This window comes from Rhodococcus sp. AW25M09 (assembly GCF_000333955.1).
Lineage (GTDB): Bacteria > Actinomycetota > Actinomycetes > Mycobacteriales > Mycobacteriaceae > Rhodococcoides.
The window spans coordinates 90,607-116,009 of record NZ_CAPS01000040.1 but is presented as its reverse complement, the minus strand read 5'-3'; the positions used below and the strand labels follow the sequence as shown (position 1 = coordinate 116,009).

At 65.8% G+C, this 25,403-nt stretch carries 22 protein-coding genes and 1 pseudogene; 13 read left to right on the top strand and 10 right to left on the bottom strand.

Annotated elements, in window-relative coordinates; translation table 11 throughout:
• Positions 1 to 259: 259 nt before the first annotated feature.
• Positions 260 to 2,806, bottom strand: a complete 2,547-nt coding sequence (clpB, locus tag RHODMAR_RS07680) for an ATP-dependent chaperone ClpB (RefSeq protein ID WP_008713102.1) — start codon at positions 2,804 to 2,806, stop codon at positions 260 to 262.
• A 220-nt stretch (positions 2,807 to 3,026) separates the two neighbouring features.
• Here clpB and RHODMAR_RS07675 point away from each other — a divergent pair, with 220 nt between their 5' ends.
• The gene (locus RHODMAR_RS07675) at positions 3,027 to 4,190 is read left to right on the top strand and encodes a globin domain-containing protein (RefSeq protein WP_008713100.1); all 1,164 of its coding nucleotides are present in this window, start codon (positions 3,027 to 3,029) and stop codon (positions 4,188 to 4,190) included.
• Positions 4,191 to 4,211: 21 nt separating this feature from the next.
• Here RHODMAR_RS07675 and RHODMAR_RS07670 read toward each other — a convergent pair whose 3' ends face one another.
• The 3 genes from RHODMAR_RS07670 to RHODMAR_RS07660 all read right to left on the bottom strand — a co-directional run bounded on the left by RHODMAR_RS07670 (position 4,212) and on the right by RHODMAR_RS07660 (position 5,964).
• On the bottom strand, positions 4,212 to 4,883 hold the full coding sequence (locus RHODMAR_RS07670; protein WP_157226025.1) for a hypothetical protein: 672 nt from the start codon (positions 4,881 to 4,883) through the stop codon (positions 4,212 to 4,214).
• 207 nt (positions 4,884 to 5,090) lie between these two features.
• Positions 5,091 to 5,366, bottom strand: coding sequence for a DUF2277 domain-containing protein (locus RHODMAR_RS07665; RefSeq protein WP_008713096.1), 276 nt, complete (start codon positions 5,364 to 5,366; stop codon positions 5,091 to 5,093).
• A 22-nt stretch (positions 5,367 to 5,388) separates the two neighbouring features.
• Positions 5,389 to 5,964 (bottom strand): TetR/AcrR family transcriptional regulator, encoded by a 576-nt coding sequence (locus tag RHODMAR_RS07660; protein ID WP_042938341.1) that lies wholly within the window; start codon positions 5,962 to 5,964, stop codon positions 5,389 to 5,391.
• Positions 5,965 to 6,060: 96 nt separating this feature from the next.
• On the opposite strand from RHODMAR_RS07660, the gene RHODMAR_RS07655 reads away from it, so the two are divergent.
• A complete protein-coding gene (locus tag RHODMAR_RS07655) occupies positions 6,061 to 7,458 on the top strand; it encodes a cytochrome P450 (protein WP_008713093.1) in 1,398 nt (465 codons plus the stop codon).
• Here the strand turns inward: RHODMAR_RS07655 and dinB are convergent, their stop codons facing one another.
• Positions 7,459 to 8,709 (bottom strand): DNA polymerase IV, encoded by a 1,251-nt coding sequence (dinB, locus tag RHODMAR_RS07650; protein ID WP_051047861.1) that lies wholly within the window; start codon positions 8,707 to 8,709, stop codon positions 7,459 to 7,461. It lies immediately after the preceding gene.
• A gap of 106 nt (positions 8,710 to 8,815) precedes the next feature.
• On the opposite strand from dinB, the gene RHODMAR_RS07645 reads away from it, so the two are divergent.
• From RHODMAR_RS07645 to RHODMAR_RS07635, 3 genes are read left to right on the top strand one after another with little or no spacing between them, the layout of a single operon-like run.
• Positions 8,816 to 11,089 (top strand): putative bifunctional diguanylate cyclase/phosphodiesterase, encoded by a 2,274-nt coding sequence (locus tag RHODMAR_RS07645; protein WP_008713088.1) that lies wholly within the window; start codon positions 8,816 to 8,818, stop codon positions 11,087 to 11,089.
• Between the two features lie 11 nt (positions 11,090 to 11,100).
• A complete protein-coding gene (bluB, locus tag RHODMAR_RS07640) occupies positions 11,101 to 11,721 on the top strand; it encodes a 5,6-dimethylbenzimidazole synthase (RefSeq protein WP_198289413.1) in 621 nt (206 codons plus the stop codon).
• Positions 11,718 to 12,761, top strand: coding sequence for a hypothetical protein (locus RHODMAR_RS07635; protein ID WP_008713084.1), 1,044 nt, complete (start codon positions 11,718 to 11,720; stop codon positions 12,759 to 12,761). The genes bluB and RHODMAR_RS07635 overlap by 4 nt, the downstream gene beginning before the upstream one ends.
• A 3-nt stretch (positions 12,762 to 12,764) precedes the next feature.
• Here the strand turns inward: RHODMAR_RS07635 and RHODMAR_RS07630 are convergent, their stop codons facing one another.
• The 4 genes from RHODMAR_RS07630 to RHODMAR_RS07615 form a co-directional block, all read right to left on the bottom strand.
• The gene (locus RHODMAR_RS07630) at positions 12,765 to 13,277 is read right to left on the bottom strand and encodes a DUF427 domain-containing protein (protein ID WP_008713082.1); all 513 of its coding nucleotides are present in this window, start codon (positions 13,275 to 13,277) and stop codon (positions 12,765 to 12,767) included.
• 22 nt (positions 13,278 to 13,299) lie between these two features.
• Positions 13,300 to 14,058 (bottom strand): DUF2637 domain-containing protein, encoded by a 759-nt coding sequence (locus RHODMAR_RS07625; RefSeq protein WP_008713081.1) that lies wholly within the window; start codon positions 14,056 to 14,058, stop codon positions 13,300 to 13,302.
• A 420-nt stretch (positions 14,059 to 14,478) separates the two neighbouring features.
• Positions 14,479 to 14,781, bottom strand: a complete 303-nt coding sequence (locus RHODMAR_RS07620; RefSeq protein WP_008713079.1) for a WhiB family transcriptional regulator — start codon at positions 14,779 to 14,781, stop codon at positions 14,479 to 14,481.
• A gap of 275 nt (positions 14,782 to 15,056) precedes the next feature.
• Complete coding sequence (locus RHODMAR_RS07615; protein WP_008713077.1) at positions 15,057 to 15,617, bottom strand: gluconokinase; 561 nt, start codon at positions 15,615 to 15,617, stop codon at positions 15,057 to 15,059.
• Positions 15,618 to 15,697: 80 nt separating this feature from the next.
• On the opposite strand from RHODMAR_RS07615, the gene RHODMAR_RS07610 reads away from it, so the two are divergent.
• Together RHODMAR_RS07610 and otsB are read left to right on the top strand one after the other, a co-directional pair.
• The gene (locus RHODMAR_RS07610) at positions 15,698 to 16,441 is read left to right on the top strand and encodes a FadR/GntR family transcriptional regulator (RefSeq protein WP_008713075.1); all 744 of its coding nucleotides are present in this window, start codon (positions 15,698 to 15,700) and stop codon (positions 16,439 to 16,441) included.
• Between the two features lie 59 nt (positions 16,442 to 16,500).
• Positions 16,501 to 19,045: pseudogene (gene otsB, locus RHODMAR_RS07605) on the top strand (trehalose-phosphatase).
• A 132-nt stretch (positions 19,046 to 19,177) separates the two neighbouring features.
• Here the strand turns inward: otsB and RHODMAR_RS07600 are convergent.
• On the bottom strand, positions 19,178 to 20,284 hold the full coding sequence (locus RHODMAR_RS07600; RefSeq protein ID WP_042938340.1) for a LacI family DNA-binding transcriptional regulator: 1,107 nt from the start codon (positions 20,282 to 20,284) through the stop codon (positions 19,178 to 19,180).
• A 141-nt stretch (positions 20,285 to 20,425) separates the two neighbouring features.
• Here RHODMAR_RS07600 and RHODMAR_RS07595 point away from each other — a divergent pair, with 141 nt between their 5' ends.
• From RHODMAR_RS07595 to RHODMAR_RS07570, 6 genes are read left to right on the top strand one after another with little or no spacing between them, the layout of a single operon-like run.
• Positions 20,426 to 21,436: a metal ABC transporter solute-binding protein, Zn/Mn family gene (locus RHODMAR_RS07595; protein WP_051047856.1), complete on the top strand. Its 1,011-nt coding sequence runs from the start codon at positions 20,426 to 20,428 to the stop codon at positions 21,434 to 21,436.
• Between the two features lie 31 nt (positions 21,437 to 21,467).
• Positions 21,468 to 22,301 carry a metal ABC transporter ATP-binding protein gene (locus RHODMAR_RS07590; protein WP_008713063.1) on the top strand — a complete coding sequence of 278 codons (834 nt, stop codon included), beginning with the start codon at positions 21,468 to 21,470 and terminating at the stop codon, positions 22,299 to 22,301.
• Positions 22,298 to 23,176, top strand: coding sequence for a metal ABC transporter permease (locus RHODMAR_RS07585; protein ID WP_008713060.1), 879 nt, complete (start codon positions 22,298 to 22,300; stop codon positions 23,174 to 23,176). Before RHODMAR_RS07590 ends, RHODMAR_RS07585 begins: the two co-directional genes overlap by 4 nt.
• 10 nt (positions 23,177 to 23,186) lie before the next feature.
• Positions 23,187 to 23,945 (top strand): LamB/YcsF family protein, encoded by a 759-nt coding sequence (locus RHODMAR_RS07580; RefSeq protein WP_008713058.1) that lies wholly within the window; start codon positions 23,187 to 23,189, stop codon positions 23,943 to 23,945.
• Positions 23,945 to 24,544: a 5-oxoprolinase subunit PxpB gene (gene pxpB / locus RHODMAR_RS07575; protein ID WP_008713057.1), complete on the top strand. Its 600-nt coding sequence runs from the start codon at positions 23,945 to 23,947 to the stop codon at positions 24,542 to 24,544. The genes RHODMAR_RS07580 and pxpB overlap by 1 nt, the downstream gene beginning before the upstream one ends.
• Positions 24,541 to 25,395 carry a biotin-dependent carboxyltransferase family protein gene (locus tag RHODMAR_RS07570; protein ID WP_008713055.1) on the top strand — a complete coding sequence of 285 codons (855 nt, stop codon included), beginning with the start codon at positions 24,541 to 24,543 and terminating at the stop codon, positions 25,393 to 25,395. Before pxpB ends, RHODMAR_RS07570 begins: the two co-directional genes overlap by 4 nt.
• Positions 25,396 to 25,403 lie beyond the last annotated feature (8 nt).

Here is a 25,403-nt window from a genome sequence, read left to right as displayed (position 1 = left end):
ACTGCTGGTTATCGGGATTGTACTGGGTATCGGGATTGTGCTGGGTATCGGGGTACTGCTCGGCACCGGGGTGCGGCGGGCCTTGATCCTGAGGCTGTGCCGACTCCGGCTGAGGTGCCGCGTCCTGGTCGCGCTCCCGAGCTGAACGCGGGTCGTCCGGATTCGTCATCTCTCGAGGGTACCTAGCCGTGGTTCGCAGGTGACGACATGAAACGGCCCACACGAGCAGTGCTCGTGTGGGCCGATCAGTACACCGCGGCTACCCCAGGATCAGGCGTTCGCCCTCCGGGCTGGCGTTGACCGAGACCACATCGCCGTCGTGGACATCACCGGCAAGTAGCAATTTCGCCAGTTGGTCACCGATGGCCTGCTGGATCAGTCGACGCAACGGCCGAGCGCCGTACAGCGGGTCGTAGCCACGCGCAGCCAGCCACATCTTCGCGGGCGACGACACCTCCAACGTCAGACGACGAGCCGCCAGGCGCTTGGCGAGGAAGCCGAGCTGAATGTCGACGATCGACTCGAGCTGATCCTCGGACAACGCGTCGAACACCACGACGTCGTCGAGTCGGTTGACGAACTCGGGCTTGAACGAGCGCCGCACCGCGTCCATCACCTGCTCCTTGCTGCCGCCGGCACCGAGGTTGGAGGTGAGGATCAGGATCGTGTTGCGGAAATCGACGGTCCGACCCTGCCCGTCGGTGAGCCGGCCTTCGTCGAGCACTGCGAGCAGGATGTCGAACACGTCGGGGTGCGCTTTTTCGACCTCGTCGAAGAGCACAACCGTGTACGGACGCCTACGCACCGCCTCGGTCAACTGTCCACCGGCCTCGTACCCGACGTAGCCCGGAGGCGCACCGACCAGGCGAGCGACGGCATGCTTCTCGCTGTACTCGCTCATGTCGATCCGCACCATCGCGCGTTCGTCGTCGAAGAGGAACTCCGCCAACGCTTTGGCCAGTTCGGTCTTGCCGACACCTGTGGGACCGAGGAACAGGAACGATCCCGTCGGACGGTTGGGGTCGGCCACGCCGGCGCGGGAGCGTCGGACGGCGTCGGCCACCGCCTGTACGGCGTCCTTCTGTCCGACGACTCGCTTGCCGAGTTCGTCTTCCATCCGGAGCAGTTTGGCGGTCTCGCCCTCGAGCATCCGGCCCGCCGGAATTCCGGTCCACGCAGCGACGACATCGGCGACGTCATCCGGACCGACTTCCTCCTTGAGCATGACGTCACCCTGCGCGGGCGACGCCTCGGTCTTGGCGGCGAGCTCCTTCTCGAGCGTCGGAATGCGGCCGTACCGCAGCTCGGCCGTCTTGCCGAGATCCCCGTCCCGCTCGGCACGGTCGGATTCGCCGCGCAGGTTTTCCAGCTCCTCCTTCAATGCCCGGACCGAGTCGATGGCGTTCTTCTCGTTCTGCCAGCGTGTGCTGAGACCGGCCAGCTTCTCCTGCAGGTCGGCCAATTCCTGGCGGAGTTTGTCCAGCCGAGCTTTCGACGCGTCGTCGGTCTCCTTGGCCAGTGCCATCTCCTCGATTTCGAGGCGGCGGACGGCGCGTTCGACTTCGTCGATCTCGACCGGCCGTGAATCGATCTCCATCCGCAGACGTGACGCGGCCTCGTCGACCAGGTCGATGGCCTTGTCCGGTAGGAACCGTGCGGTGATGTACCGGTCGCTGAGCGTGGCTGCGGCGACCAGTGCGGAGTCCGTGATTCGGACGCCGTGGTGCACCTCGTAGCGCTCCTTGAGTCCACGCAGGATGCCGACGGTGTCCTCGACCGAGGGCTCACCGACGTAGACCTGTTGGAAGCGTCGTTCGAGTGCGGCGTCCTTCTCGATGTACTTGCGGTACTCCTCGAGGGTCGTCGCACCGACCAGGCGCAGTTCGCCGCGGGCGAGCATCGGCTTGATCATGTTGCCCGCGTCCATCGCAGATTCGCCGGTCGCACCGGCACCGACGATGGTGTGCAGCTCGTCGATGAACGTGATCACCTGGCCCGCGGAGTTCTTGATGTCGTCGAGCACGGCCTTGAGCCGCTCCTCGAACTCACCGCGGAACTTCGCGCCCGCGACCATCGAACCGAGGTCGAGGGACACCACTGTCTTGCCGCGCAGGCTTTCCGGAACGTCACCGGCGATGACACGCTGCGCCAGTCCTTCGACGATGGCGGTCTTGCCGACGCCGGGTTCGCCGATGAGCACCGGGTTGTTCTTGGTGCGGCGCGAGAGAACCTGTACTACTCGCCTGATCTCGGTGTCGCGCCCGATCACGGGATCGAGCTTGCCGGCCCGGGCCAGTGCGGTCAGATCGGTGCTGTATTTCTCCAGCGCCTGATAGGTGTTCTCGGGGTCGGCACTGGTGACCCGAGCGCTTCCTCGCACTGCTTGGAAGGCGTCGCGCAGCTCACCCGGTCCGGCTCCGTGGCCGGTGAGGAGCTTGGCGACGTCGCCTGCCCCCGTCGCCAAGCCGACCATCAGATGTTCGGTGGAGACGAACTCGTCGTCGATTTCGGTGGCCAGGTGCTGCGCTGCGGTGACCGCGGCGAGGGTTTCACGGCCGAGTTGCGGAGTGGTGGTCGAACCGGATGCCGAGGGCAGTCGGTCGACGAGATTCTGCGCTTCTCGACGCACCGTTGCAGGGTCGACGCCGACGGCTTTCAGCAAGGGCGTGGCGATGCCGTCGGTCTGATCGAGCAACGCCACCAACAAATGTGCCGGACGGATATCCGGGTTACCGGCCGCGGATGCGGCCTGCAGGGCAGCGGAGAGTGCTGCCTGCGACTTCGTGGTGGGAGTGAAACTGTCCACCGGTCACCTTCTTTCGAGAGACGGATTCGAGACTGTCGCTGGGTACAACCATAGCGAAGTTGAGTCTGTTCCGCTCAACCCCTGTCGTGCGCCTTTTGCATCCCAGGAGGGGCGCAAAAGGCGCACGAGGGCGAAGCCCGTGCGAGATGGACTCGATCGGTCTACTTTGGTGTCGGTCGACAGTGGCGGTGTCAGTGGTGATTCGGGGGGAGGTAGATCGATGCTCGACGCGCGGACGATCTCCCTGGTGCGCACGGGATTCAAATCGGTCGTGGCCGCTCAGGACGGTCCGGCGCGGCTGTCCCGGTCGTTCTACGCCCATCTCTTCGCCGAGTACCCCGACTTCCGCAGCCTGTTCCCCGCCTCGATGGACGCGCTGCGTGAACATTTCGTGATGGCACTGGGCTACGTCTTCGAGCACCTCGACGACGCAGACCGCGTCGAGCCGTTCCTCGAGCAACTCGGCCGAGACCACCGCAAGCACGGAATCTCGGGCGCTCATTTTCGCGCCGGCAGCTCGGCCCTGATCGCCGCGTTCCGTTCTTTCGCGGGCAACGAGGTGTGGACCGACGAGGTCGAGAAGGCGTGGCACGACGCGCTCACGGTGGTGAGCAGCGCGATGGCCGTCGCCGCGGACAACGACGAACTGCCGCCGTACTGGAGTGCCACCGTCGTCGAACATCAGCGCCTGCTCGACGATCTCGCGGTGGTGCGGCTCAAGACCGACGGCGAGATCCCGTACTTTCCCGGGCAGTACGTCAGTGTGCAGATTCCGCAGCGACCCAAGCTGTGGCGCTACCTGTCCCCCGCCATTCCGAGCAACCCGTACGGCGAGATCGAGTTCCATGTTCGACGCGTATCCGGTGGCTGGGTGTCTCCGGCGATGGTCACCGAGACCGCCGTCGGTGATCGCTGGTCGATCAGTCCGCCGCTCGGCGGGATGGTCGTCGATCGGGCGATCCGCGAGGATGTGCTGATGATCGCCGGCGGCACCGGTTTGGCACCGTTGCGTGCGCAGGTGATGGACATGGCTCAGCGCAGCAACAATCCGCGAGTGCATCTGTTCGTCAGCGGAACGTATCCGTGCGATCTCTACGATCTGGACACTCTGTGGCAGTTGTCGCTGTCGAATCCGTGGCTGACGGTCGTTCCGGTGACCGAGGAGCCGGAGGATCCGTGGTGGTATTCCGGCGCGCCGCGTGAACTGCCATGGGGAATGCACCAGCGATTGCACGGTGCGGTGGGCAAGGTGGTCACCCGGTTCGGGTCGTGGGCCGATCGACAGATTCAGATCTGCGGTTCGCCGTCGATGGTCCGTACGACGCTCTACGCCCTCCGCAAGGTCGGTACGCCGATGGAGCACGTTCAGCACGACCCGTTCTGAACTGCCTGACGCTGTAATTGCTCAGCCGGACAACGACCTCGGAGGGGCACTCTCGATCGCTTCTCCGGCCACCAGCCGTGGAGTCCACGCCTCGGTGACGAGTCGACCGTCGCCGGTGATGATTGCGTCGGGATCAGGATCTATCAGGATGGGATATCCGGTGTCGGCGGTGGCGACGATGTTCTGCACCAGCAGGCCGTTCTCGATCGTGTAGTACACGGGAACCGGCTGTAGATCGGCGTCGAATGCCCACGGGCGGCCGATGAACACGACGGCCTCGCCGCCTTCGTCGAGCACCGACACCGAACCGTCGTGCTCGAGCCGCAGACTCCACCGGGGCGGCATCGATGTGGCGAACTCGAATCTGTGCGGTGCCCTCGAATTGAGCAAGTGGACCATCAGCAGTGCGTTTTCCCGGGGATCTCGCTGCGGCACAATGACTTCGAATGATTCGCACTCGTAGAACCTGGACCCGAACGGCCCTGGAATACCGGGGCCGAGGTCGCCGGCAATCACGAGTTCGAGCCGAACGTTGCCCGAGCCGTTCTCTGCCCTGAGGGTGATTCCCTCGGACGGATGCGGCATGGGCGACTCGTCCCGCGGCGCGAAGGACAGCACCGCGCGCAGCAACGGTTCCACCACCTCTGCGTCACCGTCTCGTGAATCGAACGTTCGTCGTCGACGATCGGTCATCTCCACCCCCTCCGCCTGGCAATCCAGTTTGCCACCGAGGCTGCGATCACGCTGGCGGTTGTGCATAAAACCATGCGTTCGAAGCAGTCGGTGATGGTGCGGCAGCAGCGGCTTCTGGGAGCCGGCTCGCTCCGCGGCGGATCGAACCGGGCGGGCATTCGATCTGCCCGAGGAGCCGCGGAACCTCCTCAGCTCGAGGAGCCGGCCCTAAGCGCCGGCTTTCGCTGCAATGCGCGCCTGCACTTCCGGACGCCTGAGCGGCGGCACCGTGGGAGGTGGCCGACGCCGGTCCGGCAGGGCGTCCAGGAGTCGATGCGTCGTGGCCGTCACCTCCGCTACGGCCAGCTCGAAGGCGTCGCGGGTGGCGTCGGACGTCTTCTGCACGCCACTGATCTTGCGGACGTACTGACGCGCGGCCGCTTCGATCTCCTCGTCGGTGGCGTGCGGTTCCAGCCCCCGCAGGGTGGTGATGTTTCGGCACATGACCCGACGATAGACCCGCAGCTCATACCTCGAGAAGACCCGCGACCGCCTTCAGACACAGCTCGCGAACCTGCTCTCGCCCCAGAGTTCTGCGTTCCACCCAGTCGTGACAGACCGCGCGGACGAACGCCACCCATCCTCGTAGAGCAGCCCTGACCATCTCGTCGTCGTGGAATTGCGCGGGCAGCGCAGACAGAATGCGCTGCTGCTGAATGTCGAACTCGCGCGTCAGGATGTCGTTGATGCGGCCGTCTCCGAGCAGCGCGCCTCGATTGACGGCCCGAACACCGTGCGCGTGCTCGTCGGTGTACGCGATGTAGGCGTCGAGTCCGGCCGCGATCTGGTCCAGGATCGGTAGCGAGGTGTCGGGGGCGGTGACTGCGAGGTTGCGCTCGGATTCGGTGCGCACGATCTCGACGAAGAATTCTCGTTTGGACGGGAAGTAGTGGTACATCAAGCCGCGCGAGACTCCGGCGAGGTCTGCGACTTCCTCGATCCACACGTCCTCGTAGGGACGTTCGGCGAACAGACTCGACCCGATCTCGATCAACTGCGCACGCCGCTGGTCCGGCGTCATGCGTTTTCGAGGTGTGGTCATGGGCCCCGAATGTTACTTGACACCGGTTCAACAGTGAGTACCGTCACTATTTGACACCGGTTCAACAGGATCCGGTTCGGGGACGAGGGAGCGTTCATGTCTGCGGAATTCGCAGTGCGAGACGGCGTGCTACCGCATCCGCCGTATCGGCTACCGATACTGGGCGACGTCATCGGCGTCGACCCGCGCTCTCCGATCCAGGATTCGACCGTCATGGCCGCCCGGCTGGGCCCGATGTTCGAGCGCCACATCCTCGGCAAGCGTTTCGTCTTCGCCTCGGGTGCCGACGCGGTCGGCGATCTGTGCGACGAGACTCGTTTCGAGAAGTTTCTGCCGCCGGGTGTCGAGCGCCTCCGCGACATCGGTGCCGACGGCTTGTTCACCGCCTACAACCACGAGCCCAACTGGCAACGCGCCCACGATCTGCTGCGTCCGGCGTTCACTGCCGGAGCCATGCGCGGGTACCACGCCATCATGGTGGACGTCGCGGACGACCTGATCGAGCATTGGACCGAGCGTTCACGCGACGCGTCGACGACCGACGTGTCCTCGGACATGACGAAGCTGACGCTCGAGACCATCGGACGCACCGGATTCAGCTACAGCTTCGGCTCGTTCACCCGCGCCGAACCACACCCGTTCGTGTCCGCGATGGTCGGTGCACTGACGTACAACCAGCGGCGGGCAATGGTGTCGATCCCGGCGTTCGCCGCCCCGCTGTTCGCCCGATCCGACCGCCGATACGAGCAGAACAAGAAGTACCTGGCCGAGGTACTCACCGACGTCGTCCGCACTCGTCGACAGTCCACCGAGGACTTCACCGATCTGCTGCAGATCATGATGGACGCGGCGCGCGAGGCCGACAACCCCAATGCACTCGGCGAAGCCAACATCGGCCACCAGATTCTGACCTTCCTGATCGCCGGGCACGAAACAACCTCGGGCGCATTGTCTTTCGCATTGTACTTCTTGGCTACCCATCCCGAGGTCTTCGAACGCGCCCGCGCGGAGGTGGACGAGATCTGGGGCACGGGCAAGCCGGAGTTCGGTCAGGTCCCCAAACTTCGGTACGTCCGCCGGGTCCTGGACGAATCACTGCGTCTGTGGCCGACGGTTCCCGCGTTCGGCCGAGGCGCACGAACCGACACCGTCATCGGTGACGGTTACCCCATGGCCGCCGGGGACTGGGCCATCGTTCTCGCGACTGCGCTGCACCGCGATCCGGTGTGGGGCGATCGGCCGGACGCATTCGATCCCGACAACTTCCTCCCCGCTCGCATCAAAGCCCGCCCGGCGCACGTGTACAAACCCTTCGGGACCGGCGAACGCGCTTGCATCGGAAGACAATTCGCCATCCACGAGGCAGTGCTGGTGCTCGGAACCATTCTGCAGCGCTTCGATCTGCGGGCCGACCCGTCGTATCGCCTGAAGGTCACGGAACGACTGACCATGATGCCCGACGGCTTCCGCGTCACGCCATCGCTCCGGACGTGATCAGTCCGGCAAAAGCGGTACCGACATTCCCGGATCTCGCCCGAGCAGCACCCCGCGCGTCAGTGACGTGGAGCCGAACTTCTTGTGCACCCCATCGAGGGCACGATCGAGAGCCGATGCCTCCGGCGGCGTCCGAACCGAGGGCGCATCGAACTGCAGCTCGAGTTGTTCCGCGCCTCCCTTGTCGATACTCGACACGGTGACTCCGACCAGGGTGATGCCCTTCTCCGCGATCAGCGGAGCGGTCTCACGCAGCAGCTCCAGTGCCGCGTCGAGGATGTCCCGGGTGTCGGCGGTGGCGCGATCGAGGGTGTGCGATCGGGTGGCGCGGGAGAAATCGGCAAAACGTACGCGCAGCATCACAGTCCGCCCGGTTCGCTGCGCACCGCGCATTCGGTGTGTGACGCGATCCACCAGCCCGATCAACGACGCCTCCACCTCTGCCGCGTCGTGTCGACCGCGGCCGAGCGCCCGCTGAGCGCCGATGGAACTACGCGACTTCCCAGGCTGCACCCGACGTGGATCTCGGCCCATCGACAGTGCATACAGGTGCGCTCCCGCACCCTTGCCCAGTACCGAGGCCAACGACCTCTCGCCGTAGGCCGCGATGTCGCCCACCGTCCTGATATCGAGGACGTGCAGCTTGTCGGCGGTCACTTTGCCTACGCCCCAGAGCCTTTCGATGTTCAGCGGGTGCAGGAACTCGAGTTCGCCACCGGGCGGCACGAGCAGCAGGCCGTCGGGCTTGGCGAAGGCGCTGGCCACCTTGGCCAAGAACTTGGTGGTGGCGATCCCGACGGTGATGGGCAGACCCACCTGCTCGGCGACGTCCTGCCGCAACTGCTCGCCGATCTCGAGGGCACTACCCGCGATTTTCCGCAGCCCGCCGACATCGAGGAACGCCTCGTCGATGGAAATCCCCTCCACCAGCGGCGTGGTGTCGTGGAAGACGTCGAACACGTCCTTGCTCGCCTGCGAATACGCCTCCATGCGCGGCGGCACCACGATGGCCTGCGGACACACCGCCCGAGCCTGCCCACCACTCATCGCCGTGCGCACCCCGAACGCCTTGGCCTCGTAGCTCGCAGCAAGCACCACTCCCCCGCCCACGATGACCGGCCTACCGCGCAGCCGGGGATCGTCGCGCTGCTCCACCGAGGCATAGAACGAATCCAGGTCGGCGTGCATGATGCTCGCCAGATTCGGAACGTTCGACTCCACGAAAACAATGCTCGCACGGACTACCGACATACTCGGATGGCACAATCCGACCGAGAGGGACAACCGAAGTGACCCAGATCACCGAATGTGTCATTGTTGAAGTCGTCGGATCGGCGTGAACGGCTGGAGAAGAATCGTGACAGCCTGGTGGCGGTGGTACGCAGCGCTCGGCGTACTCGGCTGCGCGGCCTACTTCGTCGTTCCGAGCATCGTCTGGGCTCGGTCCATCTTCGTTCTCGTCGGCGTGTCCGCCGTCGCGGCCACCGTGATCGGCACCAGAATGCACCGGCCGCGCAATCGCACTGCGTGGCTGACCATCGCGGTGGGCACGGCGCTCTGGGTTCTCGGCGACATCGTGTACGAGTGGATCAGCAGCACACGGAGCAGCGTTCCCTATCCCTCGCCGGCCGACGCGGTCTATCTGGTCGCCTATCCGGTCTACGGCTGGGGCCTGTTTCTGCTGGTCCGGCACAAATGGCGATCGAGCGAACGCGGACACGTCGCCAACAGCGCCATCGTCATGGTGGCATTCGGTTTGCTGACCTGGGTGTTCGCTGTCCAACCGTCGCTCGGCGACGGCGGCATCTCCGGAACCGCCGCCCTGGTCGACATCGCATACCCCGCCATGGACATCTTCCTGCTGGGGCTGCTGGCCCACTTCGTCGGGTCGCGGCAGTGGCGCGCTCTGTCCTACCGGTTGCTCACTGCGGCAGTTCTGCTGCTGGTCGTCACCGACATCGCCAACAACTTCTCGATCATCTCGGAATCGACCTCGGATCGTTCACTGCTCGACGTCGGGTGGACCATGTCCTACGTCCTCATCGGCGTCGCGGCCCTGCATCCATCCATGCGGCGAATCACGAGCCCTACCCTCGAATCAGACGCACACCTGATGGCGTCCTTCACCACGCCTACGGTCGTCGTACTCACCGCGGCCACCCTCACTGCTCCGATCGTGATGTACATCGAGGTGATTCGTGCCGAGCCGATCTCGCAATGGGGCTGGGCGGTAATGCTCTGCGCGGTGGCATTGGTGATCCTGGTGATCCTCCGCATCACCGACCTGCTGCGGTTGCTGCACTCCCAAACTGTGCGGCTTCGCGCCGCCGCCGACACCGATCACCTCACCGGTCTCGCCAACCTGCGAGCCCTCGAACACAGGATTTGGCAGAACGCGGGTGACACCACCTTGCTGACGGTCGATATCGACCGTTTCAAAGAAGTCAACGATACGTTCGGACGCGGCCTGGGCGACCAGGTTCTCATCGTGGTCGCCGACAGACTGCGAGGCGTCGCCGACGATTCGATTCTGCTGGCGCGCTTGGCCGGTGACGAATTCGCCTTGTGTGGGACGACGGAGTCGATGGACCCCGTGACGATGGCTCACGAGATCCAACGCCGGTTCGCGACGCCGTTGGAGGTGGGGAGCGTGACGCTGCTGATCGAGGTGAGCGTGGGCGTGGCGTCGAATTCACCTGAAGGCGAAGGAGAAGAAGAGACCACGCCGGATCGCCTGGTGCAGCGCGCCGACCTTGCCGTACAGGCCGCAAAGGCGGCCCAAACGCGGATTGCGTTCTACGACCGGACGATGGACCGAGACAGTAGCGAGCAGCTGATCATGCTCGGCGAGCTCACCACAGCGCTCGAATCGGACCAGCTGCACCTGCTGTATCAGCCTCAGGTCGATCTCTCGTCGATGACGGTCGTCGGCGTGGAGGCTTTGTTGCGGTGGCACCACCCGAACGGCGCAGTCCTGCCCCCGAGCGCGTTTCTGCCCACCGCCGAACGCACCGGACTCATCAGGCCGGTGACGAAGTACGTGCTCACCCGCGCGCTCGCCCAACGCAGACAGTGGGCACTGAGCGGCCTGCACCTGCGCGTCGCCGTCAACATCTCGACCCGCAACCTGTTCGACGACGCCCTGATCGACCAGGTTCGCGCTGTCCTGGCAGAATTCGACTGCCCTGCAGATCAATTGACGTTGGAAGTGACCGAAACCTCGGCCATGACAAATCCGGCGGGGGCCACCGAGGTGCTCTCGGTACTGCACGCCATGGGGGTGCAGGTCGCCATCGACGACTACGGGACCGGCTACAGCTCGCTCGCCTACATCGAGCGGTTGCCGGTGCAGGAACTCAAGATCGACCGAATCTTCGTCGCCGGCATGACCCACAACCCGGCGCACGCCGCCATCGTGCGATCGACCGTCGAACTCGCCCGTACGCTGGGGTTGTCGGTGACGGCAGAGGGTGTGGAGGACGAGGTGACGATGACAGCGTTGCGCGAACTGCGTTGCGGGCTGGCCCAGGGTTACCACCTGGGCAGACCCACCTCGCCCGACCGGCTGCCCGCCCTCATCGCCGACGTGAACAATTGTCTGAAAACTGCGACAGAAGAACGGATATCATGACCGAGGCAGCACTGTCGGTGTACGCCGCGATTCGATCTCGTCGCGACGTCCGCGCGGAGTTCGACGGAACCGTCGTCGACGACGAGACGTTGCGCCGCATCCTCGGCGCGGCGCATCAGGCACCGAGCGTGGGCAACACCCAGCCCTGGGATTTCGTCGTGGTCCGCAAGCCCGACACGCTGAAGGCTTTCGCAGCACATGTCGCGGCCTGCCGTCAGGATTTCGCGGACAAGCTCGACCCGGAACGGCGAAAGACGTTCGACCCCATTCGCGTCGAGGGAATCGAGACCAGCGGCACCGGAGTGGTGGTCACCTACGATCCGGACCGCGGCGGACAGCACGTTCTGGGCCGTGACACCGTCGACGACACCGGGCTGTTCTCCGCCGTATTGGCCATCGAAAACCTCTGGCTGGCAGCGATAGCCGAGAACGTCGGCGTCGGCTGGGTTTCTTTCTACGACGAGGAGTTCCTCACCGAGATGATCGACATCCCTGCACCCGTCCGTCCGATCGCGTGGCTGTGTGTGGGCCCGGTCGAGTCGTTCCAGGAAGTACCCGATCTGGAACGGTTCGGCTGGCGCACTCGTCGCCCCCTCGATGACGCCGTTCACTTCGAGCAGTACCGCCGATGAGGGCCCGCCTGGTTGCCGCGGCGACATTCTGCGTGGTGCTGGCCGGATGCTCTGCTGCCGAGTCGGCCCCCGAACCATCCACTCCGGCAACGACTCCCGCCGCAGAACCCGCGCAGGCCCCGGATTCGGCCGACCCGATCGGCACCGTCGTCCCGTTCCCCGGTGCGCCGGAAGGCGTCGTGGTCGGTACGTCCGGCATCGCTGCCGCAGCGGTCCGTGAGCCCGACGGTGTAGTGCTGTTCGACGCCGCAACCGGCGCAGTGCGACAGATGGTCCCGACAACCGGCGCGCCGCGGCACCTCTCGCTCGCGGGACCCGACGGCCCGGTGCTGGCACCGCTGGAGGGCAGTGACGAGCTCGTCGAGGTTTCACTCGACGACGGCGCAATCCTCTCGACCGCCACCGGCGTCGGCCGCCAGCCACACGATGCGGTCTCTACCTCCGACGGCACGATCGTGGCCACCAACGAAATGGGCGGCGGAGTGATATTTCTGCGCGACGGCTCCGTGGTCTCCGAACTACCGCCGGGGCCGGTCCAACCCGGTGGAGTTGCCGCTCTGGGGCGGTACGCCGCCGTCGCGGACGTGCAGGGCAACGGCGTGTGGGTCTACGACGGTTCGACGCGTCAGGAGGTGGCCCAGGCCCCGATCGGCGTCAAGCTCACGCACGCGGTGACGGTCGACGAGACGACGGCCGGGTTCGCCGACACCGACGGCGGGGCGGTGCTTCTCTCATCGGTCGACGCTGCCGGCAGCATTCGGCAGATCTCGTCGATCGACGCGCCGGGCAACCCCTACGGTCTTGCGGTGGATCCCGAGCGCGCGCTGTTGTTCGTGACACTGACCGCGTCGAACTTGCTGCGGGTGGTCGACGTGTCGGATCCCGCTGCGCCCCGCACCCTGGGCGACGTTCCGACGGTCACGCAGGCCAATTCCGTCGCGGTCGATCCGCGGACCGGGGACGTGTTGGTGACCGGCAGCGACCCCGGTGCCGCGAGTTCGATTCAGATCATCGCTCGGGACGACTTGCCCGGCAGCTGAACGTCACCAGCCGTAGGAGCCCGGGATTCCTTTGAACGGGCCGACGACGTCGTCGGTGATCCAGCCCTCGTAGAACCCGCCTTCCTGCGGGCGGACTGCTTCCCCGTCGATCTCGCAGTCCAAGCGACTGGGCGAGAACGCCAGGTAGCCGGCGATATCGGTGAACTGGGTTGTGGGGTTCTCGTAGCTCCATCCGGCTGCCTCGGCGACGGCGTCTCCGCCGTGCACGTCCCAGTACGTGGCGGCACCTTTCCACTCGCAGTGCGTCGAGCGCGCCGCCGAGGGGGTCAATGCGCCGGGGACGACGTCAGCGGGAGAGATGTACCAGGTCGGCGGGTGGCTCGTTTCGAGAACTCGGTACGCGGCGGTGGTGCGGGCGACCACCTCGCCGCCGAGCCGGACGACGAGGGAACGGTTCGAGGACTCCAACCGCGGCGGACGAGGGTAATCCCAGACCGACTCCTGGCCCGGCTTCGGCTTTTCCGGTACGACTGATCTCGGCAAGTGTGCACTCATCCTTCGATGGTGCCACCGGATGTCACGGGGCGTCGACGGGATAGAGATCATCCACCCGTTCTTCGTCGAGAATCCAGCGATCGACCTCGTCCAGAGGCTCGACGGTGCGCGCCGAAGCCGGAGGCACGGGTTGCTCGATGCGGACTGGCTCGATGGGTTCCCGATCCGGTAGCGGGGCCGACCGGACCGGCTGTGCGGGCACCGAAATCTCCGGTGTGGGGACTCGCGGCGCAGGTGCCGCGGGGGCGACTCTCGGGGCGACGGCAACACGCTCGTCGGCCGCACGTTCGTCGGCCGCACGTTCGTCGGTCGCACGTTCCTCGGAGGCAGGTACCTGGGTGTCAGGAACATCGATAGCCTTCGGCAGTTCAGCAGGTATGCGGACGAGGATGCCCAGCCCGTGCGTCGCGGCCAACAGACTGACCGGGGCGACGGTGGCAATGGCCGCCGACAAGGCCGGATGCAGTGTGCCGGCTTCGGAGATGAAGGCGTGCATCGCATTTGCGCCGATACTGACCAAGGCCGCGGTAATCAAAACTCCCCAGAAGAAGCGTCGGCCACTGCGTTGATCCTCGAATTGAGCGAGTGCGATGACGGAGATGGTGGCTTGGAGAATGGTGCCGTCGACGATCACCGGCCACAGCCACGACAGCGAGCGTGGCACGCCTGCCATCGTGGCGAGATCCCACAGTGCCGCGAAACTCAGCACGAACGATGCAATTCCGATGACAGTGGTGATGACGACCGCACTGACGAGCGTCGCACGTAGGACCTTATTCATGGGTCGTCATGAAACACGAGGCCACCGACAAGTTCGGTGAAGCCTGCGACGGTCGAGAAGCAAAGGCGACGCGAACGATGGCCTGGTCGCCGTCGATATCGATCGGGCCGAGCGCTCGAGCAGTGTCGACGGTGAGTGTGCCGGCTGCCGGGCCGAGGAGACTTGCGGGTTTCGCTCGCCTCGCTGCGGCCCCGTCTTGCCCGCCCCCCAGTCCTCGCGAATGCGCGCGCCCGCCTCGCTGCGGCCCCGTCTTGCCCGCCCCCAAGTCCCCGCAAATGCGCGCGCATTTGCCAGGGGCGCGCGGAATCGCTATGCGATCGTTGGCAATTGTGAACGCGTCTGGCGAATGCGCGCGCATTTGCCTCTGCACCAAGCTGCCGCTGCACCCCGCTGCCACCGCACCGACGTGCCCTCGCAGAATCAAGCCGTGCGGACGGCTCCGCGGTAGAAGTCGGCGCGGTCGTGAGCGGACATGCCGCCCCATACGCCGTAGGGCTCGTTGGCTTCGAGGGCGTGCTGTCGGCATTGTTCGAGAACCGGGCAGCGGCCGCAGACCTGCTTGGCGGATTTCTCCCGCGAGGTGCGCGCGCGTCCTCGTTCACCCTCGGGGTGGAAGAACACGGACGAGTCCAATCCACGACACAGGCCGTCGAGTTGCCAGTCCCAGACATCTGCGTTGGGAACGGGAAGTTGAACCGGCCTGGCGGGTGCGCCTCGCACCATGAGCTGTCTCCTCACTGAAAGGTGAACAAGCTCACTCTCCCGCATTCATCATACTTTTACAAGTTCTTTCAACAATTCGTAGTACTTAAAAGCAAGCATGCTTGCTTGAAATGGGCTTGCGCTGACGCTGCTCGGGCTTCACCGGCCCGGTTACGATCGCCAAAACTGGATGAATGTCCCATTCACAAAGTCTGAGCGACTGAATGTCACATTCATCCGAACCGGGGGACATCATCCGAACCGGGGAACCGGGGCACCGCGAGGCGGCGAACAGATCAGTGACTCTCCGACATTCCCGCACGCTTCTCCAGCTCGACGAGAACCTGCTCGGCGATCTTGGTCGGCGGCGGACCGATGTCGACGACGATCGAGTTCTCGTCCTCACCGAGTGGCTCGAGCGTGGAGATCTGCGTGTCGAGCAATGACGACGGCATGAAATGGTCCATTCGGGCATTGAGGCGTCCGCTGATCCGGTCCTTGGTTCCGGCCAGATGAACGAAGATCACCTCGGCTCCCTCCTCGGACGCGGCGCTCAGCACATTTCGATACGACCGCTTGAGGGCCGAGCACGTCACGATGCCCGATCGGCCGGTGCTGGTGTGATCGGTGATCCACTCCGCTATCACCTCCAGCCACGGCCATCGGTCCTCGTCGGTCAGTGGCTCACCGGCCGCCATTTTTGCCACGTTGGCGTCCGGATGCAGGTCGTCGCCCTCCTGCAGGTCCCATTTCAATGCTCCCGCGAGGATGCCCGCCACGGTGGACTTTCCCGATCCGGACACTCCCATCACCACGAGAACCGGATGATGCGCTCTGCCTGTCGTCTGTGATGCCATCCCTCGATACTGCTCCATCGAGCCCGTTTGGATCGGACAGACGCGAGAAACCGGGCAACCCGTGGGACGATCGATGGGACATGAGCGAGACCAACGACTTCCGCCAACTGCACGATTCGGTGCTCGACGAGCTCGGGCGCGACATCGTGAGCGGCGCTGTCCCCAGCGGAACCCGAATCTCGGCCGACGACGTCGCCGCTCGGTTCACCGTGTCTCGAACCGTGGTCCGCGAAGTCGTCCGTGTGCTGGAGTCGCTCGGACTGCTCACCGTGCGTAGGCGCGTCGGGATCACGGTGCTCGGTTCCGAGAACTGGAATTCCCTCGACCCGGTTGTCATCCGCTGGCAACTGGCCGGGCCTGCGCGCGCCGAGCAGCTGCTCCTGCTCAGTGAGTTACGTTCGGGCATCGAGCCTTTGGCTGCCAAGCTGGCCGCTCACCGAGCGACGCCCGAACAGTGCGGTGCGTTGACGGCTGCCGTCATCGGCATGTCGTCGACGTCCCGCGCCGCCGACTCCGAGGCCTACCTCGAGCACGATTGCGACTTCCATCGCACGTTGCTCGCTGCGTCGGGCAATCCGATGTTGCGGTCGATGTCCGACATCGTGGTGGAGGTGCTCGCCGGACGCACTCGACATGCCCTGATGTCGCGGCAGGCCGATCCGGAAGCCATCCGTCTGCACGGCGTGGTCGCCTCGTCGATCCAGTCCGGCGACGCCGACGCCGCGCAGTGGGCCATGTTGGCCATCGTCACCAAGTCCGCAGCATCGATGTCGGCGGCCTCGGGTGTGACGCCGTCGCCCGGTCTGGTCCCCGACCAGCAGTGATACACCGGGTGCCCGAAGCCAGGTACACCGACCCGAGGTCCATCGCCTAGATTCGACGGGTGACTGCTCTCGAATTGCCGCTCGAACTTCGCCGCGCGCTCGTTGGAGTAGCTCGGACTCCGCGCCTGCTGGTCGCCTCGGATTACGACGGCACCATGGCCCCCATCGTCTCCGACCCCCAAAAGGCGTTTCCGCACCCCGAGTCGGTCAGCGCGATGCGGGGACTCGCCTCACTCGACGGCACCAACGCCGCTGTCATCTCCGGCCGCGCGCTTCGTGATCTCGCGATTCTCTCGCGGCTGCCCTCGGAGGTGCAGCTCGTGGGCAGCCACGGCAGCGAGTTCGACGCCGGGTTCGTCAACGCCATCGACGACGACGCCAAGAAGCTCCTCACCGTCATCACCGGTGAACTGCAGGACATCGCCGACGGCCACTCCGGCGTCAGCATCGAGACCAAGCCCGCCAGTGTCGCGCTGCACGTACGCAATGCCGAGTCCGCGGCCGGTGAGGAGGCACTCGCGGCCGTGCGTTCCGGCGCGGCTGCGCGGGACGGGGTTCAGGTCACCGAAGGCAAGTCCGTGATCGAGCTCGCCGTCATCGTCACCGACAAGGGCGTCGCCCTCGATATCCTCCGTCATCAAGAAGCGTCGACTGCCGCAGTCTTTTTCGGCGACGACGTCACCGACGAGAAGGCCTTCGGGCACCTGCACGGCCCCGATATCGGCGTCAAGATCGGGCCGGGAGACACCCTCGCCGAGTTCCGTATCGACAGTACCGAGCAGGTCGCTCTGGCCTTGGCGTTCCTCCTGGAGGAGCGTCGGCAGTGGCTCTCGGGGGGCCGACGCCCCCCGCATCGAACGACTGACGATGCTGGCCAGCCCCAACGCCGTTGCACTGCTCACTCCCGACGCCGACGTCACCTGGCTGTGCCACCCCGAGCCCGATTCCGCGGCGGTGTTCGCGCACCTCTTGGGCGGCGACCAGGCCGGTCACTTCAGTGTTGGACCCACCCGCGCATCGCTGCCGCTCAGTCAGCAGTACGTGGACGGCACGATGACGGTGCAGACCAAGTGGTCCAGCCTGCAGGTCACCGATTACTTGCCGCACGACATCGGCCAGGGTCAGACGGCACTGACCCGCGTCATCACCGGCAAGGCCACTGCGGTGGTGACGTTCGCACCGCGTCCGGAGTTCGGAAAGGCCTGGGCCTCACTCGAACCCGATGCCGAAGGCCTGCGAGTCCTGGGCACTGCCGACCCGATGGTGCTGCGCAGCCCCGGCGTCACCTGGAATATCGTCTCCGACGGATCACAGCAGACCGCGCACGCCGAGGTGGATCCCTCGAACGGGCCGATCGTTCTCGAATTGCGGCTCGGGACAGACGATCTGAGTGAGCACACCTCGACCGAGTTGGAGCGTCGCCGGTCGGCCGAAGCTTACTGGAGGGACTGGGCCGACGGCCTCGACCTACCGCCGCTCAAGCGCGATCTGATGAAACGTTCGGCGCTGACTCTGCGCGGCCTGGTGCATGCGGAGTCCGGTTCGATCATGGCAGCCGCCACCACCTCGCTACCCGAAGACATCGGCGGAGTGCGCAACTGGGACTACCGCTACTGCTGGCTCCGCGACGCGGCACTCAGCGCGTCCGCACTGGTGGACGTCGGATCGGTCGCCGAGGCCGAGAACTACCTCGCCTGGATCCACGGGGTACTCGAATCGGTGTCCGGACCCGAGCGTCTGCACCCGCTGTACACCATCTGGGGCCTCGGACTTCCCCCGGAAGCCGTCATCGACGAACTTCCCGGCTACGCCGGTTCGCGTCCGGTACGCGTGGGAAATGCTGCCAACCAACAGGTTCAGCTGGACGTCTTCGGCCCCATCGTGGAGCTGGTTTCCGCCCTCGCCCACGCCCGCAAAGACAAGGGCGTCGAGAACGGCCTGTCCGACGACGACTGGGAACTCGTCCGCGCCATGGTCGAGGCCGTCGAGCGCCGCTGGTTCGAGCCCGATCACGGCATCTGGGAGATCCGCGACAACCCCCGCCACCACGTCTACTCGAAGGTGATGGGCTGGATCACCGTCGACCGCGCCATCGGACTCGCCGAAACCTTCGGCCGCACAGCAGAATCGAGCTGGGCGCAGCTGCGCGAGACCATCCGCGAGGAAGTACTCGCCAACGGCTGGAACGAGGAGGTCCAGTCCTTCACCGCCGCCTACGACGGCACCGATCTCGACGCCGCGACGTTGTACATCGGCCTGTCCGGGTTGATCGATCCGGCCGATCCGCGCTTCGCCGCTACCGTCACAGCCACCGAAGCCGAACTGCGCAGCGGCTCGACGGTATATCGGTATCGCCACGACGACGGCCTGCCCGGCGGAGAAGGTGGTTTCCACCTCTGCGCAGCCTGGCTCGTGGAGGCCTACCTGCTGGTCGGCCAACGCGAGGAAGCGGAGGCTCTGTTCGCGCAACTCGTCAGCGCTGCAGGCCCCACCGGCCTACTCAGCGAAGAATACGACCCCATCGCCGAACGCTCTCTCGGCAACCACCCGCAGGCCTACAGTCACCTGGGTCTGCTGCGCTGCGCCAGATTGCTCAGCGCCTAGCCGCCCGTCCGCCCCCCAGACCCCCCGCCTACCCCGGCTTCGCGTCAATGGCGCACTGCATACGTCTGAGCCGCAGTGCAATGGTCCATTGACGCGAACGGGGGGCGGGCATAGTAGTCGGGCGGGGGCAGCTCAGGCGATAGCGGGCGGTTGCTCCGGCGGTGGTCCTGCGGTTCGGCCTCGGAAGAGTTCGGTCGGCAGGGTTTCGGCGGCGGCGATGCCCGAGTGCGAGGAGGACAGCACCAACGTTCCCGCTCGACGGCCTTTTTCCTCGGCGTCCTGGCGCACGGTGGTGAGGTTCTCGCGGATTGCGTCGGAGATGCCGTCGAAGCCGGTCACCGAGAGTTGGCCCGGCACATCGATTCCGGAGACTTTCGCGAAGTTGAGTGCGCCGAGGGCGATGACGTCGGTGGTGCACAGCAGAGCCGTTGTCTCGCGGTTCGCCTGGAGCGCTTGGGCGGCGGCGGAGTGGCCGGAGCGAACGGTGTGGTCGAAGCGTTCGACGACGGTGAGGGTGTCGGGGTCGAGTCCGGCGTCGATCATGGCGGCTTGCACTCCGGCGATGCGTTCACGTTGTACGTGGAAGTGACTCTCCGCCAGCCGCCCCGGGGGTACGACGCCATCTCGTCGGTCGCGTCCGAGCCTCATACACAGCACCGCGAGGTGGTCGTGTCCCTGTGAGATCAGATGTGCGGCAAGCATTTTCATTGCTCCGCGGTCGTCGATCGCCACCAGGGCCGCCTCGGGGATGTTGCGTGGCTGATCGCAGACGACGATCGGTAGGTGGCGTTCGCGTACCGCGGCGAGGTACGGGTCGTCGTCGGCGACGGAGTAGACGACGAATCCGTCGACGCCTGCCTGCTGGACGACGGCGGCGGCTTGCACGTCGTCACGTTCGGCTCCGGCGGGGATGAGCAGCAGGCCCTGCCCGGCGGCTTCGCAGGATTCTGCGAGTCCGGCGAGGAAGCTCATCGCCGCGGGGTCGCGGAAGGAGTAGCTGAGCGCTTCGGTGAGGAGCAGGCCGATGGCACCGGCCTTGCGGGTGCGCAGCGATCGCGCGACCGGGTCGGGGCCCGCATAGCCGCGGCGCTTGGCGGCCTGCAGAACGCGTTCGCGGAGCTCCGGGGAGAGCTGATCGGGTCGGTTGTAGGCGTTGGAGACGGTGGTGCGAGAGACCTTGAGCTCGGCAGCGATCGACGCCAACGTCGCCTGACGTCGCGGTTCGCTCGACCTGACCATTACCGGGACGTTAGTCCCATTACGCACCGCAGAGAAACTGGAGGTCGCGATCGTCCGATTCGATCGACGACCCACTGCGCGCTAGAGTACAACGGTAACGGTTTCCATTAGCGTCTAGTTCCGCTCATCAGGAGTACATCGATGTCGTCCATCCATCGCTCGTCCCGGGTCAAGATCACGTCCATACTGGGCCTGACCTGTGCAGCAGCGCTCACTCTCAGCGCCTGCAGCTCCACCGACACCGCGAGCACCGAGTCCGCCCCGGCAACCCCGGTCGACGGTCCGATCACGATCGTGGCGTCCACGAACGTGTGGGGAAGCGTCGCCGAAGCAGTGGCGGGCAACCTCGCGACCGTGACATCGGTCATCTCCGATCCCTCTGCGGACCCGCACTCCTACGAGGCGAGCCCGACCGACGCGGCCTCCATCGCCGAAGCGTCACTGGTGGTCTACAACGGCGGCGGCTACGACCAGTTCATCGAGGACATCCTCGGATCCGTGGGCACAGACGTGCCGTCGGTCGATGCCTTCACCTTGCTCGACGACAGCCACGACCACGATTCCGAGCCCACCTCCGACGCCACCTCCGAGCCGTCGACAGAGGACGGCCATGCACACGGGGAGGTCAACGAGCATGTCTGGTACAACGCCGAAGTCGCTGCGCACACGGCCGAGGAGATCGCCGACAAGCTCGGCCAGCTGGACCCGGACAACGCCGCGCAGTACACCGCCAACGCCGAGACCTTTCACGAGCAGGTCCACGAGATCACCGATGTGACGGCGAAGATCGCCGCCGACTTCCCCGGTGCCCCGGTCGCGCAGACCGAACCGATCGCGCACTACCTCATCGAGGAGTCCGATCTCGACGATCGCACTCCCGAGGACTTCAAGAACTCCATCGAGGAAGGCAACGACCCGTCGCCGGCCTCCATCGCCGCGACCAGAGACCTGTTCACCTCGAAGTCGGTTCGCGCGCTGGTCTACAACATCCAGACCGAGGATGCAGTCACGCAGGACATTCGCTCCACCAGCGAGGCTGCCGGCATCCCTGTCGTCGAGGTCACCGAAACGCTCCCCGCCGGCATGACCTACATCGAGTGGCAGACCAAGGCTGCGACCGATCTGCAGGCCGCGCTCACGACCGCCTCCTAGACCGATTCGGCGTGATGGAAAGCTGTAGTACATGCCTGCTGTAGAACTGCGCGATGCCGGACTGGCATTCGGCGAGCGCACGCTGTGGCAGAACCTGGACCTGGCGGTCGAGAAGGGCGAGTTCGTCGCCGTTCTCGGCCCCAACGGGTCGGGCAAGACGTCTTTGCTCAAGGTGTTGCTCGGACAGAACGACCTCACGTCCGGTACGGCCGCGATCGACGGCAATCCCGTCCGTCGCGGCCAGTCGGGCGTCGGGTACGTCCCCCAGCAGCGCAACATCGACGACGATCTGCCGCTGCGCGGGCGCGATCTCGTCGGGCTCGGCTGGGACGGTCATCGGTGGGGCATGGGTCTGCGCGGTATGCGGCAGCGCAAGGAGACAGTGCAGCGGGCGATCGACCAGGTCGACGCCAATTCGTTCGCGGGCGCACCCGTGGGCTCGATGTCCGGCGGTGAGCAGCAGCGGCTGCGGATCGCCCAGGCACTCGTCGGCGATCCGTCGGTTCTGCTGTGCGACGAGCCCCTGCTCAGCCTCGATCTCGCCAACCAATCCCTGGTCTCGAGCCTCATCGATCGCCGACGGCGGGAGCATCAGACCGCAGTGCTGTTCGTGACCCACGAGATCAACCCGATCCTGCCGCTCGTCGACCGCATCGTCTACATCGTCGACGGTCGGTTCCGCATCGGAACTCCTGAGAAGGTCATGACCACCGAGGTGCTCTCCGAGCTCTACGGCACCGAGGTCGAGGTCCTGAAGGTCCGCGGCCGGCTGGTCGTCGTCGGGACCGGCGATTCCATCGACGCGCTCGGCTCGGCCGGCGCACACCACCCACCCGTGCCGCACGACAGAGAAGACAAGGCATGAACGAGAAGGTTCTCGACGCATTCTCGAAGATGCTCGACTTCCACACCACCGCCAACCTGCTGACGTACGACTTCGTTCAGCAGGCCTTGATCGCGGCCGCCATTCTCGGGCTGCTCGCCGGCGCGCTCGGACCGTTGATCGTCAGCCGCCAGTGGGCCTTCGCGGTGCACGGATCCAGTGAACTCTCGCTCACGGGTGCGTCCGCGGCACTGCTCGTCGGCATTACCGTCGGCCTCGGAGCCATCGTCGGATCGGTCGTCGCGGCGGTGATGTTCGCGCTGCTCGGCAACAAGGCGCGCGACCGCGACTCGGTCATCGGCGTCATCATGTCCTTCGGCCTCGGACTGTCGGTACTGTTCATCTGGCTCTACCCCGGCCGAACCGGCACCAGTTTCTCGCTGCTCATCGGTCAGATCGTCGGCGTCGGGCAGAGCGGAATTCAGCTGCTACTGGTGTGCGCTGTGGTGGTACTGATCGTGCTCGCCTTCGTCTACCGGCCGCTGCTGTTCGCCAGCACCGATCCCGAGGTGGCCCTGGCCCGCGGAGTTCCGGTTCGCGCGCTGTCGGTCGTGTTCGCTGTGCTCGTGGGCGTCGCGTGTGCGCTCGGCGTCCAGATCGTCGGCGCACTTCTCGTGCTCTCGCTCCTCATCACCCCGGCCGCTGCCGCCGCTCGATTGACCGCGAGCCCGCTCAAGGCGACATTGTTGTCCGTTCTGTTCGCCGAGATCGCCGCCGTCGGGGGCATCCTGCTCTCCCTCGCTCCCGGCCTGCCGGTCTCGACGTTCGTCACGACCATCTCGTTCGTCATCTACCTCGGCTGCCGCGCCATCGGCCGAACCCGTAAGGCCAATTCCGGACGGCTCGTCGCCGCCTAGGATATCGAGGGTGACGTCCATCGATCTCAACGCCGATCTCGGCGAAAGCTACGGCGCGTGGACTCTCGGGGACGACGACGCCATGCTCGCCCTCGTCTCGAGCGCCAACGTCGCGTGCGGCTTCCATGCCGGTGATCCCACCACGCTGTTGCGCACGTGCCGTACGGCCGCGAAGGCAGCCGTACGGATCGGAGCTCAGGTCGGCTATCACGACCTCGCCGGGTTCGGTCGCCGCTTCCTCGACGTCTCCCCCGTCGATCTCACCGCCGATGTGATCTATCAGATGGGGGCACTCGACGCCCTCGCCCAGGTCGCCGGTTCGGCCATCGCCTACGTCAAACCGCATGGGGCGCTGTACAACGCGATCGTGCACCACCGCGAGCAGGCCAAGGCCGTGGTCGACGCCGTCACCGCGTACGACGCGACACTGCCGGTGCTCGGTCTCCCCGGTTCGGTGTTTCTCGACGAGGCCGAACGAGCCGGGTTGCGCACTGTCACAGAGGCGTTCGCAGATCGCGCCTATACCCCACAGGGAACGCTGGTCTCTCGCTCGGAGCCGGGTGCGGTGCTCTCCGAGCCCGACGCGGTCGCCCACAGAGTGCTGACCATGATCACCGAGGGCACCGTCGTAGCGGCGGACGGCTCACACGTCGCTGTCCAGGCCGAGTCGATCTGTCTGCACGGCGATTCCCCCGATGCGGTCGCAATGGCCACCGCGGTGTCGGAACTGCTGCAAGCCAACGACATCGATATCACCGCCTTCGTCTGATGCGCATCCTCTCGGCCGGCGAGAGCGCCCTCCTCGTCGAATTCGATGGACTCGACGAGGCGATGGCGCACTACCGCGCACTGGTAGCCGATCCGCCGCCCGCCGTCGTCGATCTCGTTCCGGCCGCCCGTACCGTCCTGGTGATGTTCGACGGGCCACGGCAGCCGATAGTGGACTGGATCTCCCGCATGAAGCCCGTCGACGGAACCAGCGACCGTTCGGAGACCGTCACGATTCCCGTCGTCTACGACGGCGAAGACCTCGACGAGGTGTCGCGTCTGACCGGCTTGTCCACCACGGAAGTCGTTGCGGCCCATCTCGACCAGACGTGGACCGTCGCGTTCGGCGGCTTCGCCCCCGGCTTCGGCTATCTCATCGGTGCCGACGAACGACTGCACGTCCCGCGGCGCACGTCGCCGCGGACCAGTGTTCCCGCTGGCTCAGTGGGACTGGCCGGGGAGTTCTCGGGCATCTACCCGCGGTCCTCGCCCGGCGGTTGGCAGTTGATCGGGCGCACCGACGCTCAGCTGTGGGACCTCGATCGTGATCCACCGGCCCTGCTGCGCCCCGGAACCACCGTACGATTCGAGCGAGCATGAGAGCCCTGACCGTCCTGCAGACGGGACCGCTGTGCACCGTCCAGGACCGTGGCCGACCAGGGCACGCGTCGATCGGAGTGGGGCGCTCCGGTGCGGCCGATCTGCGCTCTCACGATGCAGCGAACAGACTGGTGGGCAACCAGTCCGACGCCGCCACACTGGAAGTGACGTTCGGCGGCCTGAGAGTGCGCGCCGAGTTCGACGCCCTGGCCGCCGTCACCGGTGCGCAGGTGATCTGCCTGGTGGACGGCATCGCACAGGGACTGAACTCGACGATCATCATCCGAGCCGGACAGGAACTGCAATTGTCCACGCCGACATCGGGCCTGCGCAGCTACCTCGCCGTGCGCGGCGGGATCGACGTCCCCGAAGTCCTCGGCAGCCGATCGAGGGACACGATGTCCGGCCTCGGGCCCGCAGCGCTCTCCCCCGGCACGGTGCTCGCCGTCGGAGACGCGCGATCAGACTGGCCCGCGGCCGATTTCGTACCTCCACCGGCCGTCGAACAGGACCTACGCGTCACCTTCGGGCCGCGTGATGAGTGGTTCACAGAACACGCCAGGGCACTGCTACTGCAGCAACCGTGGACGGTGACTGTGGACGCTGATCGCGTCGGAATCAGGCTCGAGGGTGCCGAGCCCCTGCACCGCGCAATCGACCAGGAACTGGCCAGCGAAGGAATGGTTCTCGGGGCGATCCAGGTGCCGCCGTCCGGGCAGCCGGTGCTGTTTCTCGCCGACCACCCCGTCACGGGCGGTTACCCGGTGATCGCCGTCGTCACGGCAGCGGACGTGTCCGCCGCCGCGCAACTCACCCCCGGCAGCCTGGTGCATTTCCGCGCTGTCGATTGAGTCGGCCA

Bases quoted from the DNA above. Each gene is read 5' to 3' on its own strand.
- RHODMAR_RS07585 (WP_008713060.1), top strand. From the start codon at position 22,298: ATGAACGAGAAGGTTCTCGACGCATTCTCGAAGATGCTCGACTTCCAC.
- RHODMAR_RS07595 (WP_051047856.1), top strand. From the start codon at position 20,426: ATGTCGTCCATCCATCGCTCGTCCCGGGTCAAGATCACGTCCATACTG.
- RHODMAR_RS07620 (WP_008713079.1), bottom strand. From the start codon at position 14,781: ATGGTGCGAGGCGCACCCGCCAGGCCGGTTCAACTTCCCGTTCCCAAC.
- dinB (WP_051047861.1), bottom strand. From the start codon at position 8,709: ATGTCGGTAGTCCGTGCGAGCATTGTTTTCGTGGAGTCGAACGTTCCG.
- RHODMAR_RS07675 (WP_008713100.1), top strand. From the start codon at position 3,027: ATGCTCGACGCGCGGACGATCTCCCTGGTGCGCACGGGATTCAAATCG.
- RHODMAR_RS07615 (WP_008713077.1), bottom strand. From the start codon at position 15,617: ATGGCATCACAGACGACAGGCAGAGCGCATCATCCGGTTCTCGTGGTG.
- RHODMAR_RS07660 (WP_042938341.1), bottom strand. From the start codon at position 5,964: ATGACCACACCTCGAAAACGCATGACGCCGGACCAGCGGCGTGCGCAG.
- RHODMAR_RS07670 (WP_157226025.1), bottom strand. From the start codon at position 4,883: ATGACCGATCGTCGACGACGAACGTTCGATTCACGAGACGGTGACGCA.
- RHODMAR_RS07630 (WP_008713082.1), bottom strand. From the start codon at position 13,277: ATGAGTGCACACTTGCCGAGATCAGTCGTACCGGAAAAGCCGAAGCCG.
- RHODMAR_RS07590 (WP_008713063.1), top strand. From the start codon at position 21,468: ATGCCTGCTGTAGAACTGCGCGATGCCGGACTGGCATTCGGCGAGCGC.
- RHODMAR_RS07600 (WP_042938340.1), bottom strand. From the start codon at position 20,284: ATGGTCAGGTCGAGCGAACCGCGACGTCAGGCGACGTTGGCGTCGATC.
- RHODMAR_RS07625 (WP_008713081.1), bottom strand. From the start codon at position 14,058: ATGAATAAGGTCCTACGTGCGACGCTCGTCAGTGCGGTCGTCATCACC.
- RHODMAR_RS07665 (WP_008713096.1), bottom strand. From the start codon at position 5,366: ATGTGCCGAAACATCACCACCCTGCGGGGGCTGGAACCGCACGCCACC.
- RHODMAR_RS07570 (WP_008713055.1), top strand. From the start codon at position 24,541: ATGAGAGCCCTGACCGTCCTGCAGACGGGACCGCTGTGCACCGTCCAG.
- RHODMAR_RS07655 (WP_008713093.1), top strand. From the start codon at position 6,061: ATGTCTGCGGAATTCGCAGTGCGAGACGGCGTGCTACCGCATCCGCCG.
- RHODMAR_RS07610 (WP_008713075.1), top strand. From the start codon at position 15,698: ATGAGCGAGACCAACGACTTCCGCCAACTGCACGATTCGGTGCTCGAC.
- RHODMAR_RS07635 (WP_008713084.1), top strand. From the start codon at position 11,718: ATGAGGGCCCGCCTGGTTGCCGCGGCGACATTCTGCGTGGTGCTGGCC.
- pxpB (WP_008713057.1), top strand. From the start codon at position 23,945: ATGCGCATCCTCTCGGCCGGCGAGAGCGCCCTCCTCGTCGAATTCGAT.